This is a genomic window from Coleofasciculus sp. C1-SOL-03 (assembly GCF_040220555.1).
Lineage (GTDB): Bacteria > Cyanobacteriota > Cyanobacteriia > Cyanobacteriales > Coleofasciculaceae > Coleofasciculus.
On record NZ_JAVJUO010000210.1, the window covers coordinates 1 to 16,785 of the forward strand.

Here is a 16,785-nt window from a genome sequence, read left to right on the forward strand (position 1 = left end):
TAAAAAAGTCCAGTTGTTGCAGCGAAGCACGGGGCTAATCGTCGTGCCTATACCTGGACTGTCAAACCTCACCGCGTCGAGCGGCACGGTTTGACCTCTATTCCTCCCCGCATTGCTTCGCGCTCATGCGGGGTCTCACGAGAAAAGCGATGAAAATTCATCAGTCTCGATCGTGATTGAGTTTTGAGAAAATAGTCTTGACTCAGATACCGGGCGAACGGCACAACAGGTATTAAACGAGGCGAAACATATATCGAAGCCGACTTGGTTGGCAAATCCGATACAGTGCGATCGGCGCATAAATACCTAGGGCTGTGCCAAGGATAAGGTGCGCGATCGGATTGGTAAACCCGAAAACATATTGGAGGAAAATTCGTAGTGATGCCGAAGCGATTGTATGAGCCACGAATATTTCTAGCGACAACCTTCCCCACTGTTTCACAAACTCAATTCTATTAAACCGATCCAGGAGAATCGCCAAAGCAATTGAGGCGGCGATGCCAAAGATAGCCACTATAGGCGTCAGTAATTTGACCGCCATCAAATTGAACCCAACCGCTAATCCCACAGCACAAAATCCAGCAATTGTAACCATGAGCAAAGTTTGGGTTTTCCATTGACTCAACTGTGACATGAATCGACTACTGCCTACTACCGCCCCCAAAGCGAGGTAGATAGCATAGCGGCGGACTGAATATAAAACCCTCCACGAACCCAAGCCAACATCAACAATTTGCGTCAAGTAAAACAAAATCGCCAAAATTAAAAATACTCTGGAAGAAACATTGAATTTGCGGACAATTGCGTAGACCACCATGATGACAAACAAAGTGTAGAGAAACCAATATTGCATCACGGGTTGGTAGATAATTCGCCACAAGTTACCCAAGGAAACTGAACTATTGGTATAACTCGATGCTATAGCCTGCAGAACAGTCTGAAGCACCGACCAGACCAAGTAGGGGTAGGCGATAACTTTGAGCTTACTGACGACAAACTTTCTTAGCGGTTTGGAGGCTGAACGCTCAATAAACAATCCTGAAAGGTAAAAGAATAGTGGCATGTGAAAGGAATAAATCCACTGATCAATCGAGACAACTATCATTGAAGTATCAAGGATTGAGCTATTAACTAAACCTCGGAGCGTATGACCAAAAACGACTAAAAATATTCCGATTCCCTTGGCATAATCAACCCATTGCACCCGCTGTTTTGTAGCTAATGGAGTTTGGATCTGTCTAGAGTTATTAGCCATCAGCCAATCCTCAACTCAGGGTGCATATAGCAATTTCCGGTTTGATGTGATACATCGTTAAGGGCGCAAGCTTTGCGCCCCTACATTGCCCCTCCATTTAGATGTACCTCACAGGCTGGGAAAGCGCTATATAGCGCTACGCGCTAGGCTTTCTTGCAATAGGCAATGGGCTTTCTTTGAAGAAAAACACTTACCTGACAAGGGATTGAGCGATTTAAATTTTTTTTCTTTTGTCCTAACGTGTATGCGTAGCGCTATATCTATGGGAATGTTTAATTATACTGAAAATTAAACATTTTTGGATTTAGGTTAGATTTTAACAGATCTAAACAGATGGTTAATCAGGAACGAGGAGTGATACCCAATCCGGGTAACGCTACCCCGTTATAACCCAGTCCGCGCAGGCGGACTTTGTTTGTGTAGCAGCGATTTCAATCGCCTCCTCTTGCTCAACAATCAACGTTCTTAAGTTTGGATTTTAAGCGCATAGTCCCGAAATCGCTCTAAATCGGCTTGAATCGTAGACTCGACAATTCGACCTAAAAATAAACCATCCATCAACTTACCCAAAATGCCAGGAATGTCGTAAGCTACCGTAAGTTTAACCACACTACTGCCGTGGCGATCGTAAAAGCGCACTGCACCCCGATTCGGTAAACCATCAACAGATTCCCACTGAATAATCTGATGGGGTACTAATTTCAGAATGCGAGAGATCCAGCTAAATTCAAAGCCACTGCTGGCGAGTTTCCAACGGGATAAATCTGGATTATCTTCCAGGACTTGTACTGAGTCAATCCACTTCATCCAGCGAGGCATTTGTTCTAAATCAGACCAGAGGCTCCAAACAGTTTCCATTGGCACCTCGACTTCAACTTGTACACTGTGTTCTAGCCAGTCAGAGTTATTTGTCATTTGTCAGGGAACAGGGAACAGGGAACGGGGAACAGGGAACAGGAAACAGGTCATGTAAGTTGCAGTCAAAGATAGTAGTTTTTCTCTTGCTGTTTTCCTATAAGGGCGGGTTTAGTCACGTTATTGGTTGTTTCCAGAATGTTATCGGTCAAACCCGCCCCTACACTCCGAATTTCCTGGTTTTCAGATATCGTTTAACTTGTAGTAACCAGGGTTGGTTCTACAGCTTGTTGAGCATGTTCTAGAATCGCTTTAGCCGCACGCCGTCCGGATAGAGTCGCGCCTTCCATACTATCGATGTAATCTTGTTGGGTGTAGCTCCCTGCCAAGAAGAAGTTGCTCACTGGGGTTTTTTGGTTAGGACGATAGGGGTCCATTCCTGGAGCTTCTCGGTAAAGCGATTGAGCTAATTTAATCACACTGTACCAGGTCATGTTCAATTCCCGCGAAGAGGGGAAGAGGTCGTGGACTTGCTGGAGGACATGGTGGGCGATGGATTCATTATTTTGCCGGATAAATGGATCACCGGGGGTTAGGACTAATTGCAACAGTGACCCTTGTCCTTCTTTGTAATAGTCACCGGGACTGGTTAAGGCTAAGTCAGCAAAGCAGGAGAAGTCTGCATCGGGAGTATAGAGGAGATTATCCATCCCCGTCGCTTGTGCGAGTTGCTTCCTTTTTTGAGCATCATGGAGTTCTGTCACCCAGCCATCAAACCGCAGTTGTACGGTGGCGACAGGTACGGTATCCAACTGGTAGAGATTGTCAAACTCTGACCATTTGCGCCAGGATTCTGGCAGCAGACGCTGCACTCCTGGCACATCAGCGGCGCAAACGTAGGCATCAGCGGTAATGGTTTCTTCGCTTTCACCTTGGGCGATGACTAAACCTGTCACGTTAGCTGAGTCTCCTGTCTCGGTGTAGAGGATTTCTCTCACCCGTCGCCTGGTATAAATTTTTGCTCCTCGTGCTTCCAGGTAATTGATAATCGGTTGATGTAAGTATTCATTCGGTGAACCTTCCAGCATCCTCAGAACTGAGGCTTCTGTTTTCGCGGCAAAGAACTGGAAGATTGTCAACATGCAACGGGCAGAGATATTCTCGGTATCGATAAAACCGAGGGCGTAGGCGATAGGATTCCACATCCGCTTTAAACTGCCGTTAGATCCCCCATGCTTACGGAACCAGTCGGCAAAGCTAATTTTGTCTAAGTCGCGAATCGTTTGCATTGCCCCGTCAAAGTCGATCAAGCCGCGTACTAGGGGACTGGTTCCGAGTGCGATCGCGTTTTGTAGCTTATCCTGAGGTGATAGCTGGGAGGTGGTGAAAAAGGCTTTGAGTCCGTTAAACGGCGCTCCGGTGATAAAGCGAAAGTCTAGCGCCCCCGTGCGCCCACCCCGATTAATAAAGGTATGAGTATGTTCCTTGAGACGTAGGTTTTCCAATGCCCCTACCTTTTGCATCAAGTCAAACAAGTTGTAGTAGCAGCCGAAAAAGACGTGCAACCCCATCTCGATGTGATTACCCTCGGCGTCTACCCAACTGCCCACTTTGCCGCCCACGAATGGACGGGATTCAAAGATTTCGACTTCATGTCCGGCATCGACTAATTCTACAGCCGTCGCCATTCCGGCAAGTCCTGCCCCAACAATCGCAACGCGCATTGAGCCTGTTCCTTTTCAGTTTTCTTTACAGATTGTAATAGAATTTGGGTTCCAGATGCAGCTTATCGGCTTGCGATCGCCGTTGATCCCAGTTTGGTTTGCGGGGATGAAATCTTGATAAAGTTGGCTAAACCGACTTGCTGATGTCAGCCAATAGGAATTAGAATGTACAGAGTGTCTTACATGTTATACATTACGTATTACAGACTTACCAGTCTACAAAAATTGGGTAACGCGAATATCTCGCCAAAGAGAAAGCAGGCAAGGTTACTCAATTAGAACATCAGGGTTGCTAATCAAAGGTAAAACACCAGTCAAAGTCCTTCTACCGAGTTAGGGTCTTAGACGTGAGCCTAATCCTAACCAAGCCGACAGGCAATAGCAGTTTTCATGTCACTGTTTTTGCTCAATCATTCTTATTGCAACTCAAATGTGTTTGAACAACAAAGAACTTAAAAGAGAGGAAGAGAAAGTATTATTATCTTCCTTAGCGGTTGAAGTCGATACAATTTTTTTGAAGCTTCGTAAAGCAGATCAAGTCATTCGCAATGAACTGAGCTTACTCAATCATCGCAGCATTCAAGCCTTTGAGAAGAGCCAGATTGAGCCAATCAATGTAGACCAATTAAAAAAAATTATTTATAAAATTCCGCCTCAACATTTACTGGTGGATGAATATGTTCTCTACATGCTTGACAGCAAGACAACAAGCATATTCGGGTTAGTTGAAGATTATAATCATTTCCTGGAGCGCCGCAATAAACTGCAACAAAGCCATGATCAGAGTGATCTCAAGCATGTCGATGAAAATTTAGTTTATGCGATTCGCCGTTTGGGGGCGATGATTTATCATTTAAATATTCACTTAAATTTGCTAACAGTTTTGTTAGTTAAAGCACCAATTCTGACCAATCATCAGCAACTTGCCATTAACGAGAGCAAAGATACGTTAGAAAAAAAGCTGCTGAATGACTGGGATAAATGGTATGACAATGTTCGGTTTTTAGAAATCACCATTGATGAACCTTATGCAATTGTAACCTGGGCGATGGAAGAGCTTTGTGGAAATGCCCTTCTCCAGCACGAGCAAGGCAATTGGCAATTGATGACAATTAGCACGAACCGATTCGATGCTAAAGCCTTTGAACCCGTGAATATTTCCGTGGATGCGGCTCAGCGTCTCCTCAAGCGTCATTACCAGAAACTGGGATTCTAAATTGATTGGACTTTGGACAAAAACAATAAATTTGCGTAATTTATTTGCCAAGGCATTTAGGGCAGAAAAATTAGATGTAGGGGCGGGTTTAGGGACTAAAGTCAGCTAGTCACCACGAACGGAACAACAAAACCCGCCCTCCCCACCAATCAATGAACAACAAAACCCGCCCATTCCCCCACTGGACTAGGTTATAACGGGGGTAGCTAACCCGGATTTGGTATGACAAACTCCGCCGTTAACTTTTATTGTCCTTACCTACTTACCGCGTCAAAGCTAAAGGAAGAATCGAGCTTACTAGGGATACCTTTTCTTTGAACCCGTTTCAACGGGTTTCAGCTTTTAGCCCCAACTTTAGTTGAGGGTTTAAGTCTAAACAAATTGCATTGTGCGAATTTCTTGCCACAGTTCTAGGTATTGGTCAATGGCTTCTGGGGGTAAGGGATATAGAAATTCACTGGCTTCAAGTATAGAAGGTTCGGGTAAGAGTACCGAACTCTGTCGCAGTGAGTCAGGTAACGTAGCCGGATTTAGGGTAACCAGTATTGGTGAAGCCGCATCACTTAATAACGAAATATCGATCGCGGATTGTTGTCGCCAGCAAAAATCAATCCATTGCTGGCTTAGTGATGTGAGCATTTCTTGGTCTGGTGTTGGTGATTCAGCCGCCGTCTTTTTCATAGCAGGTTGTACCCACACATCTGCCCAAAGAGAGGTTCCTGAACGAGGAAAGACGGCTTGAATTTGGCGATCGCGTCCCCGCAGGGATAGGATATCCGTAGACCAACCCACGGCTAACCAGGTATCGCCTAACACTAAAGGTTCTAGATAGTGATTTGAACTGTAGAGTTTAACCTGTTTATGCAGGTCTAAGAGTTCAGTTTTCAGATTAGGGACTTGACTCAAATTTTTGGTGTTATAGGAAAATCCTAATTTTTTCAAGGTCAACCCAATCACCTGTCGCGGACTATCGAGTAACGAAATGCGATCGCGTAATTCTGGACGCCACAAGTCACTCCAATCTGTCGGTGTCCACCCTAATTCCTCAAACTTATCCCGGCGATAGGCGATAACAACTGTCCCCCAGCGATAGGGTGCGCCCCAGATTAATCCTGATTCATCAAGTTGTCCTTGGCGATTGCGTCTGACAATCCCTTGCCAACGTGGGGGTAGGTTTTGCCATCCTGGTAATGTTGACAGGTCTAGGGGTTGAATCAGTTGTTGCTGGATAGCAGATTCTAGCCAATAATCTCCTAGTGTGACCAAATTGGCGATCGCAGGAGGTTTGCGACTAATCAGAGGAAGGGAAAACCCCTGGGAGGATTCGGGGTTTTCTGCTTGTTGTTTCCATACCCGAAGATTCTGGTATATATCCTTAAGCTGGGCTTGTGGATCAAACTTGAGTCTTACGGGTGACTCCAGGGTTCGACGAAATTCAGCCACTAGCTGCACTGGAATTGAATCTTGCAACAGTCCTACATTCAAAGCCGTTGACTGTCTATTGCCACACCCAGACGCCAATTGCCCCAGTGCTAGGGCGCTAGCGCCCATGAGAAAGGAGCGTCGTTTCATCCCAAAATCTGCTCAATTGAGTAAAAATACTAGGTTGTATGCGCGGTCTTCCCACAAACTAACATAATTTCATACTTTTTGTGTTCTTTGAAACTGACAGTCAAATAATCCATCTGCTACACAAGTGACCAGTGACCCGTGACTCGTTGGGCAAATCGGGGAACTTATCCAGAGTGCGAACACGTTGAAGACGCAATTGTAAATAAAACCTTAAATAGTTAGATCGGTGACATTGCAGGAAGATAAAGGGAAAATCTGGGAAAAAAGGCGATAAAAGCCCCAGATAAATCATTTTGGGGCTTGACTCAATGGTTGAAACTTGTGCGCTATGAACAATTAGCAGGATATCGGGGTATGAATTGTCTCAAATCGTTAAATGAATCCGCAGGAAGGTAGCCTTTGAGTGTAAATTGACTAGCATGAAATAGAACTCGTTATGGAAATTGGTAATCAGATGGATACAGTTCAACAACAAATCAGCGCCCTAAATCATAAAGTTGATGCCATATATCAAAGTATTGAGCAACTCAACCACAAAGTTTCCCAGTGTCTACCTGAAGTCGAGCCGATGCCCACTGTAGAGTCTGAGCTACAGGCATCAACTGCTAAGGTGAATGACATCCCCGTCTATGCGAATCCCCAACTGCTTGACTCTGTAACGGAACATCAAGATATCCTGATTGAGGATACGGGTGAAGTCGCTCAATTTCATACACATCACAACAGAAATCCTAATCCAGAGAATCCCTTGTCTGCTGATGTGCAAGTGCAACGTCTCACAGCCCAATTGACCGCTGCTTACAATCGCATTGCGGCGTTAGAAGAACAGCTTCTCGCCCGTCGCATTCACTCTTGACGAAGGTGATGGGGGAGCAGGGGGAGCTGGGGGAGCAGGGGAAGCAGGGGGAGCTGGGGGAGATAGAGGTTGAACAATAAACTATCAACAATCAACAAATGACGAATGACAAATGACAAATAACCTTTAAGTAGTCGGACAAAAAAAACGATACTGTATTAAGTGCAAGTAAATCACCCTCAAACCCTTACTGTTCCCTGTTCCCTGTTCCCTGTTCCCTGTTCCCTGTTCCCTGTTCCCTGTTCCCTGTTCCCTAATCTCAACCGTTAACTTTAATTGTGTCCACCCACTTAATGGTGTTGAGCCAGCAGTGCTTCAATGGCTTGGAGTAATCGAGTCGTATTCCATCCGTGGTAAAGATGGGATGCGATCGCACATCCTCCCGCACCGACACCTTCTTTGACATATCCTTGTTCGTAAGCCCGTAGCTGTGGATAACTTGACTGGGTAAAACTTAAATCGGTTGCCAAAAGTGGAACATCGCCAACTGACCGGGCTAATCCCACAGTATCACCCGTGGGATCATCTGCCACCCAGCGAGTTGTACCGACAACTACCTGCTTAGGTTGCCATGCGAAGGAATCCAGACTACGACGATAAGCTTCCCAGACGTGCCATGGCACGCCTCTACAAGCTTGAATCGACGCCAACGCCCGTGCTAGTGCATAAACTGCTAGCATTTGCGTCCCTCCAGCTAACAAAACACCAACACTTTGACTTGCGCCAATCACCATTCCGGCGGCTGTAATTTGCATGGGATCACCTACGGCGGCGACTAACTCGAAGGGATCAATGAATTCTGCCAGTTTTGTTTCCCAACCAGCCTGTTGTAGTCCCATCCGCACAATTTCTGCTTTTTGGCGATGATTACAGTGCGGATGGCTGCTATTGACTTTACCTATGGCGGCAATACCTAACCCTGTTAGCACACTCAAAGCCGTTGTGGTGCCGCCAACAACACATTCAGCAATCATCACATATCCGCTTGGGGTAATGGTTGCTAGCTTTTGACCCCAAGTTAAGCCTTGCTCAAATAGCTGTTTGACGGTACTGATGGGCAAGGCTTTTCCGGTGGTTAAACAGTCAGCGGGTAACCCCCCTAAATTTATGGCGGGAACAGCAGGCGGTTGAGGTAAACCCGCATTAAATAGATAAACGGGAAGCTGACAAGCCTCAACAACAGCACGAGAAATCAGCACAGGGGATGCCCCAGCATCCAAGGGAGGTAGAGGATACTGAGGATTGGGGCTAAAACCATTAACTAAGAATTCAGCATCCGCGATCGCAGTATACTTCCGATCCTCTGGAGTTGCCCCAGCCGCAGAAATGCCGGGGATCAACCCTGTTTCTGTAAATCCTAAAATGCAAGCGAGTAGGGGCGGTTGTCCCCGATACTGCTGCAACCATTGATTTCCTTGAATGAACTGGGTATAGATTCGGATCAATTACAAAGGACTCTTGACAAATGACAAAGGACAAATGACGAATGACCATTAAACTAGGACAGGTGTTTCCGATTGATCCAGTTCTCGGAACAAAGGTGTACTCAAATAGCGTTCGCCAAAACTGGGCTGTACCATAACAATTAGCTTACCCGCATTTTCTGGACGTTTCGCCACCTGAATCGCAGCACATAAAGCGGCACCGGAGGAGATTCCCGATAATAATCCTTCTTCTCGTGCCAAACGGCGACCAAAGGTTATGGCATCTTCATCACTGACTTGAACCACTTCATCAATCAGGTCTGTACGCAAAACTTGAGGGACGAAGCCAGCACCAATTCCTTGAATCTTATGGGGTCCGGCTTGTCCGCCAGAGAGAACTGGACTACTGGTGGGTTCTACGGCGATCGCGGTAAAATCGGGTTTACGTTGCTTAAGCACTTCGGCAATACCCGTAATCGTACCACCGGTGCCAACACCAGAAATCAAAATATCGACCTGACCCTCAGTATCTGCCCAAATTTCTTCAGCCGTCGTCTCTCGATGGATTTTGGGATTGGCTGGATTCTGAAACTGTTGCAGCATAAAGGCTTCCGGAGTATTTTCGGTAATTTCGTTGGCTCTGCGAATTGCTCCTTTCATCCCTTCGCTTCCGGGTGTCAGCTCTAGTTTGGCTCCATACGCTTTCAGCATAGATCGCCGTTCCATGCTCATCGTATCGGGCATCGTCAAGATTAGCTGATATCCTTTAGCGGCGGCTACCATCGCTAGGGCAATACCTGTATTCCCCGATGTCGGTTCCACTAACACCGTTTTTCCCGGATGAATCTGACCCGCTTCTTCTGCTGCCTGAATCATACTCATCCCGATGCGATCTTTCACAGAAGCGGCAGGGTTCATTCCCTCCAGTTTCACCACAATTCGTCCTACACATCCCTCGGCTTGAGGAATCCGGTTGAGCTGAATTAGGGGAGTGTGACCAATTACTTCTGTGATATTATGAGCAATCCGCATAGTTTCTCCTGATCAACGACTTGTCACTTCAGAGTTAATCTATCCTATCCCGTTACTGTTTTGTGTGAGTTAACTTCTCTTCTTTAACCACAGGTATTAATGCTTTGTGATCGCTAACGCTAACCCCTCGATATTTCAAGGGTAAGATAGTTGACGTAGCTGGAGGTTTCACCAAATGGTGAACTCTCAAAGCCTGACCCCGATATTTGCCGATCACCTCATCTTCCGTGACCTCAACCTGGGCAGGGGTTAGGTCATAGTTAACGCCTCGATAAACCAGCTTAACGTTATGCTCATCTGGCAATGACGACTCTGTGACGGGCTGAGACGATGAAGAACTGCGTCTATGATTGCTGAAAATGACTAATGCTAGCAGCAATAATTGAATTTGCCAGGGTGCTAAACATAACGTTACAACTAAGCTAACTAAAGCAATAGCAGCGGCAAGATAAGCCATTTCATTAGCCAATAGTTTAAAAAGATACGCAGTGACGATAAAAATCCCCAAGGGAATGATAAAAAATAAAGACATATCTAGTGACCTGTAACCTACTTAATTCGTTATTTTAGCGAATTACCAACGTATGTATCAATAGGAGAGTCAGTTATGCTGTAGCAATATTGACAAATACGTCATTTGTCATACTCGCTCCCTTGAGAAGTAAACTACGTCATACTCAAGGGAGCGCCAAGCCAGCTACGTTATTTGTCAGCCGTTGATTCATGTAGTCGGACAAAAGAAAACGGTACTGTATCAAGTGCAAGTAAATCACCCTCAAACCCTTGCTGTTCCCTATTCCCCGTTCCCTGTTCCCTCATTTCAACCGTTAACTTTAATTGTGTCCACCCACTTATTTCAATAATCCAGCAAAACTTGTACCCACTGAGGCGGGCGAGGAATGGGATTTTTCAGGCGATCAAAGATGAGTAATGCGACCAGATGAACCACAAATAAATAAATGGCATTATTGACCACAATTGCCACAATTGCCACAGCTTGAATTAACGTTAAACTGGGTTGCGCGAGTAAACCCAGCTTGACAAACCCCCATTCCACTAATTCGGTAATTTGAGTCATCACATAAACCCACAGATCCTCACTCAGAAGAATCGAGAGCAACCAAAAGCGAAAAAAGAATCCCAAAGTTCCCAGTAGCGTACCAATCCCAATCGAAAATAACCAATTCGCTTGACGTTTCCACAACGCGCCCAACTGAACGCCCATCAAACCGTAGGGAATCAAAAACAGGATACTGCGGGTTGGTCCTTGTAGCACCGACAGCAATAACCCTGAAACCAGTGCCGCCATCCAAGAGGCTCGATTTCCCCGACGCATGTACACCAAGGCGATTGGCACCGGGAAAAACATCTTCAAGACTGGACCGAGGGGAAAATAATAATTAATTAGCCAAATCAAACTCGCTGTACTGGCGAGGAACGCCGTTTCCACCATGACGACAGTGGTATTGAATTGTCGCTGTTGTGCCTGCTGTTGGGGACTCGCCGAATTTCTGCCCTGATTAGGCGTTTGCCTTTCAGGTCTAGCATTGGTGGATGGTTCCGTCTCTGGTTCTAGTTCCTCCACCAAATCCCATTCGTCATTGACATTTTCTGAGTCCTTCGAGGAGGATTCAGTATTCTGATCGGGATTAGGGCGAGGCGCTTGGGCATCCTCAAAAGAATCGCTCATTCAGCTTTTATCAACACTTAATCAACAAAATCGCGGGAATCCTCGCCCTCAACTCTCGTAGGGCGAGGAGGGATAGCGGGATGCCGGAAGAATGGAGGCATCCAACTTTTTTTACGCTACGCATAAGCCATTATTTCTCCTGATTAACTCAACTTTACTAGGAGCAAATTGCCCGATACGCTTCCAGGTGTAGTCGCAAACGGAAATATTTTTGGTCTTTTTGGTATCGGTAAACCCGCTGACGTAGCCAATGTAAACTTTCCCAGCTTTTTCGGCTCTAACCAAATCACCAATCCTCACTCCAAAGGGGGTAATCGTCCCACCCTTACGCTTTCTGACCCCCGACTTATCCGGGACTTCAAAATGTAATTGGCGGCGGAAAAAGCCATACTCTTTCCCCCGCTTCACCGCGCCAGGACGGGTGATGATTTTAAATGGGGAAGGGGTCACGGTAACGCTACGATGGCGGGTGTAACCGTGGGAGTTAGAGCCAGTAAACGGGACATATTTGACAAAATACCCACAAGCCAGTGTCACCCCATCAACCGCGTGGGTTTCCGGTTTGGCTATGGACTTGTTAACCAAGTCCTTCTCTAACCCTAGTTGGGTTCGGAGCTGAGATGTACCATTCCCATCCTTTTGCCAGCCGTGCCGGATATAGACAGGGGTGATACCCTGAGCGTTCGACTGAGCGCTCACGCCGAAGTCTTGTCGAAGGGCGATTTTTTCCATCTGGGATATTGCCCAATCCTGACCCACCATGACCGGAGAGAACCCCTTACCCGACTTGGCACGCTTACGTTGGGTTTTGTCTATGTCGGCTCTGACCCTCTCATACCCAATCGCCGCCACCGGGAAGATAGCCGCCAATTCTTTGACTACCCGTAACTCCAACTGTCGAGAAGCTTTGATGGATGGGGGTATTTTGTGACCTTTGCGATTGTCAAACCTGCATTGCCGATGGTTACGTTGATTGAATGGGACATATCGGTTAATCCGCCGAGATCGCCGTGACCGTCGCAGCATGGCGCGGGTTTCCATCCGTTTCTTGACTCGCCCAAACGGAAGGATCAGGTGTAGTTGTAGTAGGGTATATTTAGCCGACTGGACACCGACACCGGAATAAGACTTACCCGGATCGACTCCAACGGTAATGGGTTGCACGTCCTCAGCCGATGGTGGTGTGATGAGCTGGACGTAATAGACGTCAAGGTCTGACCACTTCCCCACTGCCTTACCAACATTCACCCACCGTCTAGCCCTGGATGGTTTGGTGGGCATTAAAGGTTTTCCTTCTTTGCTAACTACTGGGACACGATTCATAGATATAATCCACTCGTGTAAATGTTTACGTCTCTTGAGGCATTGGTAGGGGTGTGTCCTGGACTTACCCAGTTCTCAGAGATTCCTGAACCTACATTTAAGCCGAACTAGAGAAGCGTTCGGAAGTGGTTATCCCCTACCAACTCACGCCCTATTCATGACTTCCTGGCAGGTTCCCTCTGCCAATCCGCGTCTTCACGAAGTAAGGCGCGGTTCATGAACCTCCACTTTAACGCCCCTTTCACCTCGACATGATCGCCTGATCCCCTTACGGAGGTAAATCTGCCTCAAACCTGACCAATGACAAAGGACATAAGACAAATAACATTTCTAAGCAATAATCCGTTCTAATGCCGCCAGATCTGGGATAAACATAATATCGTGTTCTCGCTTAATCAAGCCTTTTTTTTCCAGCTTCGTCAACACCCGCGTCACTGTCTCCCGTGCTAATCCACTCAAACTACTCAACTCGCGATGAGGTAAGTTAGGAATCTCAGTGCCTTGCTGTTTGACTTTACCCTGACCCTCTGCCAAAAATAAAAGCGTGTCTGCCACTCGCGACGTACTATCCGACTCTCTCAGGCGCAAACGGCGATTCACTTGGCGCAAGCGCTTTGCCATAAGCTGAGACAAACGAACCCCGGCTAGCGGTTCATCATGAATAAGCTGGATAAAATCCTGAGCAGGTATACTGCCAATCGTCGTAGGCGTTAAGGTAATTACATCGGTAGAACGAGGCACCTCATCCAGCGCCGCCATTTCGCCAAAAATTTCCCCCTTCCCTAAGATGTTGAGCGTCACCTCTTTCCCTTCCAGGTTGTAGGTACGAATCTTTGCCCAGCCCTCCAAAATGAAGTAAACCGAGCCACCCCAGTCATTTTCTAGTAAAATAACTCGGTCTTTTGGGTGGCTGCGAGTAACCACATGAGCAGTTGCTTGATTCACACTAGCGTCTGGCAAGCCAGAAAATAAAGGAGCTGTGCGAATCAACTCATTAACATTAGAGTTCATTTCGTGTGAGCTGTATCGATCATCCATGAAGCCAAACCACATTGTATATGCCGTGGACAAGTACGGCGATTTGTTATCCTCAAAAACTTGAGCAGGTTCCCTCCTGTTCCACAACAGACCCAGGATTAGAGTCATTGTGGTACAAGCGCCCCTCATCACCCTATCTAGACCCACCATAATGGCAGAGACAAGGGACTCATGTCCTGATCGATGAACGGCGCTATACTCCCTGGAAGTGCCTTCCAGTCTAATCCTATCGGAGATTAGAGTTAATCCAGCCGGAGATTGGTACAAAGCTATTATGCTGCATATTGAGGGGGATTTCACCATTCAGATGCCAGCCATGAGGACTTGAGAGGATATGGGTAAGCCAGAATACGTTTATTATAAGGACAGACTCACCATGACTTCTGCGAAGCGTGAACATAAGTTGTCAGGCGTTCCACCGTGACTAAACAGAAGAAAATTCAATCGCTGATTGCTGATATTGACAGCCTCCTTGCCAAGTTTGGCTCCCGTTTACCTTGGTCTAAACCCAATGATTTAGCCCGCGATCGCGAAATCCTGGAACGGGTGCGTCGTTATTTGCTGTCGATACAGCAGGAAGACATGGCAATGTCGCCCCCCCAGGAATCATCCGTACAACCGATTGTGCAGGCGGTTGCCCAAGAAATGCAGAGTATCCGCCAACAGGTGACAGAACCCTTGCAGGCTGAATTGTCAGCCTTACGTCAACAGCGAGAGTCCTTGACTCAAGATATTCAGCGCCTAGAGCAGAAGAAACAGCAATTACACAATACCGTCACCGCTAACGGAGGAACCCAAGCGCCACCTCTGCCAGAATTTGCTCAGGATTTAATTCATCAGTCAACCGAACGCCTGACCCAGCAACTGGCTCAAGTCTTACTGAATTGGGAAGCCCAACTGCTCAACGCCGCATCGACATCGGGATCACCAGAGCCGTCAGCCTCGACAATGATGTTGCCACAAGAACGCTTGGAACAACTGCAGCAACTGCAACGGGAGAGCGATCGCATGTTGATCAATCTCGATGCCAACCAACGGTCACTCTTTGAGGCACTCGATCGGGATCTACAGGGATATCAGCAATCTTTGTCTCAAGGGCTTGACAAAATGCATCGCTTGAGCAACCAAGGCGAGTTATTATTTACAACCCTCGTCAATCGCCTCGCCCAGCTATTGGGACGAGAAACCTCAACTCTGATGCAATCCCCTCAACCTTGGTCAGAGGCGACAGAATTATCCCCATCGATGCCGGGTTCAACCTCCTCCTCCTCCTCCTCCTCAATGTCCAAACAAGAAGGCATTTTCGTGGGAATTGATCCCGTTTCTCCGCCGGAATTCGATGTGACCCTATCTGCCAACGCCTTAACCCCATCTCCACCAACTCAGGCTCAACTGCCGTCTAAGATTGGCGATCAGCAATGGACGGAAGAACTGGAGACAGAACCTTTAGCAGACAATCCCCTAGACGCCTTAATTGGCTGGGATATGGACACTTCTATCTCAGCAAATGATACAGAATTTCCCGACCTAGATTTCCTCTTAGGCATCGATAATACCCAAGAGTCCCCACCCCCATCCTCTCCATCTGCCCCCATCTCTCAGGCGGACGCCAAGCAACCCGTACAACCCCAGGTTGCCGATCAAACGGAAGTCGTAGAAAACCGCCACCATGAAATTGATGAGTTGTATAACACTCTATTTGGCACAGACGCTGCCCCAGACGTCCATACCCATCCTGCCGCAAATACCGCCGAAGAGACGGATGGGAACACCTCTGCAATATCAATCACAGACAGGCAAGAGGTGCGATCCCCGGATCACGCTTTAGAGGAAACTGTGTCAGTTGAAATTGCTGATTATCTATTTGACGGATTCACTGATCCCGCCGCGGAACCGAGTTCATCCGAATCTTGGGTTGAAGGCATCAATCCGGAACAACTCTCGTGGGAAACCCTACTATTTGAAACGCCACTCACTGATACCCCCGTTGAGTCAGAAGTCGTCACAATCCCAGAACCCGCCCCTTCTCCTCACCCGGAAAAGTTCGACGAGTCTCAAGAGGTTAAAACCATTACCGCCCTAACCGATTTACTCGATGAAATGGGGTTAAGTTATTCCCCCCCCGTAACCGATATCCCCTCAATGGCGGCGACTCGTGAGGAAGAATGGTTTTCGGAACACCCTGAAGACACCGATTCCTCCGTTACCTCCGTTGATGACCACTATATTCCCGCTTCACCCGACGAAGATTTGCTGGTTATGGATGAATCGCAACAGTTTTCCGGTCAAGAGATTCGCCTAGACCAAAGTACTTTCCAGCAGCTTAGTGAAGACCTACACAGCTTTGAAGCCGAAGACTATCTAAATATTGTTCCTCAGCCCTCCCCGTCTGGCGATCGCATTGTCCCACCCCCAAACTTCGATTTAGACTCAATCGAGTCGTTGCCCATGTCAGAGGAGTTGTTGGCAGAAGATTGGGAAGAGTTTGCCCTCCATGACCTATCCCAAGAAGATGTTATCTTCCCAGATTGGCAACAGACTACCCCAACTGACCGAGACTCCGGCGCATCCGATCCCGTTGTAACCGACTCTGAGGACAGTTCATTGTCCTCATCGGCAGAGTTGGAGGAGATTGCTGATGATTGGTTCGAGGAATCTATTGACTTAGAGCCAGACAATGTGGTAGAAGAATATGTCTTGGAAGACTCCGTGACTCCGGATCAACAGTCCGTAAGTCAACCTCAAGAAACGTCTTTAGAGGATGGCGAACACAATAGGGATCAGCAGTAGCTTTTTGGAG

At 47.1% G+C, this 16,785-nt stretch carries 13 protein-coding genes; 3 read left to right on the forward strand and 10 right to left on the reverse strand.

What is annotated here, in order from left to right; all coding sequences use genetic code 11:
* Positions 1–232: 232 nt before the first annotated feature.
* The 3 genes from RIE73_RS32030 to zds all read right to left on the reverse strand — a co-directional run bounded on the left by RIE73_RS32030 (position 233) and on the right by zds (position 3,834).
* A complete protein-coding gene (locus tag RIE73_RS32030) occupies positions 233–1,255 on the reverse strand; it encodes an acyltransferase family protein (protein ID WP_446405016.1) in 1,023 nt (340 codons plus the stop codon).
* Positions 1,256–1,720: 465 nt separating this feature from the next.
* The gene (locus RIE73_RS32035) at positions 1,721–2,170 is read right to left on the reverse strand and encodes an SRPBCC family protein (RefSeq protein ID WP_446405017.1); all 450 of its coding nucleotides are present in this window, start codon (positions 2,168–2,170) and stop codon (positions 1,721–1,723) included.
* A gap of 194 nt (positions 2,171–2,364) precedes the next feature.
* Complete coding sequence (zds, locus tag RIE73_RS32040; protein ID WP_446405018.1) at positions 2,365–3,834, reverse strand: 9,9'-di-cis-zeta-carotene desaturase; 1,470 nt, start codon at positions 3,832–3,834, stop codon at positions 2,365–2,367.
* A gap of 430 nt (positions 3,835–4,264) precedes the next feature.
* Between zds and RIE73_RS32045 the strand changes: the two genes are divergently transcribed.
* A complete protein-coding gene (locus RIE73_RS32045) occupies positions 4,265–5,050 on the forward strand; it encodes a hypothetical protein (RefSeq protein WP_446405019.1) in 786 nt (261 codons plus the stop codon).
* Positions 5,051–5,422: 372 nt separating this feature from the next.
* Here RIE73_RS32045 and RIE73_RS32050 read toward each other — a convergent pair whose 3' ends face one another.
* Positions 5,423–6,622 (reverse strand): extracellular solute-binding protein, encoded by a 1,200-nt coding sequence (locus RIE73_RS32050; protein ID WP_446405020.1) that lies wholly within the window; start codon positions 6,620–6,622, stop codon positions 5,423–5,425.
* Between the two features lie 436 nt (positions 6,623–7,058).
* Here RIE73_RS32050 and RIE73_RS32055 point away from each other — a divergent pair, with 436 nt between their 5' ends.
* The gene (locus tag RIE73_RS32055; RefSeq protein ID WP_446405021.1) at positions 7,059–7,478 is read left to right on the forward strand and encodes a hypothetical protein; all 420 of its coding nucleotides are present in this window, start codon (positions 7,059–7,061) and stop codon (positions 7,476–7,478) included.
* Between the two features lie 290 nt (positions 7,479–7,768).
* On the opposite strand, the gene cobT is transcribed toward RIE73_RS32055, so the two are convergent.
* The 6 genes from cobT to RIE73_RS32085 form a co-directional block, all read right to left on the reverse strand.
* A complete protein-coding gene (gene cobT, locus RIE73_RS32060; protein WP_446405022.1) occupies positions 7,769–8,923 on the reverse strand; it encodes a nicotinate mononucleotide-dependent phosphoribosyltransferase CobT in 1,155 nt (384 codons plus the stop codon).
* Positions 8,924–8,971: 48 nt separating this feature from the next.
* Positions 8,972–9,934: a cysteine synthase A gene (cysK, locus tag RIE73_RS32065; protein WP_446405023.1), complete on the reverse strand. Its 963-nt coding sequence runs from the start codon at positions 9,932–9,934 to the stop codon at positions 8,972–8,974.
* Between the two features lie 52 nt (positions 9,935–9,986).
* On the reverse strand, positions 9,987–10,466 hold the full coding sequence (locus RIE73_RS32070; RefSeq protein WP_446405024.1) for a DUF4278 domain-containing protein: 480 nt from the start codon (positions 10,464–10,466) through the stop codon (positions 9,987–9,989).
* 324 nt (positions 10,467–10,790) lie between these two features.
* On the reverse strand, positions 10,791–11,624 hold the full coding sequence (locus tag RIE73_RS32075; RefSeq protein ID WP_446405025.1) for a DUF2232 domain-containing protein: 834 nt from the start codon (positions 11,622–11,624) through the stop codon (positions 10,791–10,793).
* Positions 11,625–11,735: 111 nt separating this feature from the next.
* The gene (locus tag RIE73_RS32080; RefSeq protein WP_446405026.1) at positions 11,736–12,947 is read right to left on the reverse strand and encodes an RRXRR domain-containing protein; all 1,212 of its coding nucleotides are present in this window, start codon (positions 12,945–12,947) and stop codon (positions 11,736–11,738) included.
* A 330-nt stretch (positions 12,948–13,277) separates the two neighbouring features.
* The gene (locus RIE73_RS32085; RefSeq protein WP_446405027.1) at positions 13,278–13,985 is read right to left on the reverse strand and encodes a Crp/Fnr family transcriptional regulator; all 708 of its coding nucleotides are present in this window, start codon (positions 13,983–13,985) and stop codon (positions 13,278–13,280) included.
* A 420-nt stretch (positions 13,986–14,405) separates the two neighbouring features.
* On the opposite strand from RIE73_RS32085, the gene RIE73_RS32090 reads away from it, so the two are divergent.
* Positions 14,406–16,775, forward strand: coding sequence for a hypothetical protein (locus RIE73_RS32090; protein WP_446405028.1), 2,370 nt, complete (start codon positions 14,406–14,408; stop codon positions 16,773–16,775).
* The last annotated feature ends 10 nt before the right edge of the window (positions 16,776–16,785 follow it).

Bases quoted from the DNA above. Each gene is read 5' to 3' on its own strand.
- RIE73_RS32030 (WP_446405016.1), bottom strand. From the start codon at position 1,255: ATGGCTAATAACTCTAGACAGATCCAAACTCCATTAGCTACAAAACAG.
- RIE73_RS32035 (WP_446405017.1), bottom strand. From the start codon at position 2,170: ATGACAAATAACTCTGACTGGCTAGAACACAGTGTACAAGTTGAAGTC.
- zds (WP_446405018.1), bottom strand. From the start codon at position 3,834: ATGCGCGTTGCGATTGTTGGGGCAGGACTTGCCGGAATGGCGACGGCT.
- RIE73_RS32045 (WP_446405019.1), top strand. From the start codon at position 4,265: ATGTGTTTGAACAACAAAGAACTTAAAAGAGAGGAAGAGAAAGTATTA.
- RIE73_RS32050 (WP_446405020.1), bottom strand. From the start codon at position 6,622: ATGAAACGACGCTCCTTTCTCATGGGCGCTAGCGCCCTAGCACTGGGG.
- RIE73_RS32055 (WP_446405021.1), top strand. From the start codon at position 7,059: ATGGAAATTGGTAATCAGATGGATACAGTTCAACAACAAATCAGCGCC.
- cysK (WP_446405023.1), bottom strand. From the start codon at position 9,934: ATGCGGATTGCTCATAATATCACAGAAGTAATTGGTCACACTCCCCTA.
- RIE73_RS32070 (WP_446405024.1), bottom strand. From the start codon at position 10,466: ATGTCTTTATTTTTTATCATTCCCTTGGGGATTTTTATCGTCACTGCG.
- RIE73_RS32075 (WP_446405025.1), bottom strand. From the start codon at position 11,624: ATGAGCGATTCTTTTGAGGATGCCCAAGCGCCTCGCCCTAATCCCGAT.
- RIE73_RS32080 (WP_446405026.1), bottom strand. From the start codon at position 12,947: ATGAATCGTGTCCCAGTAGTTAGCAAAGAAGGAAAACCTTTAATGCCC.
- RIE73_RS32085 (WP_446405027.1), bottom strand. From the start codon at position 13,985: ATGGATGATCGATACAGCTCACACGAAATGAACTCTAATGTTAATGAG.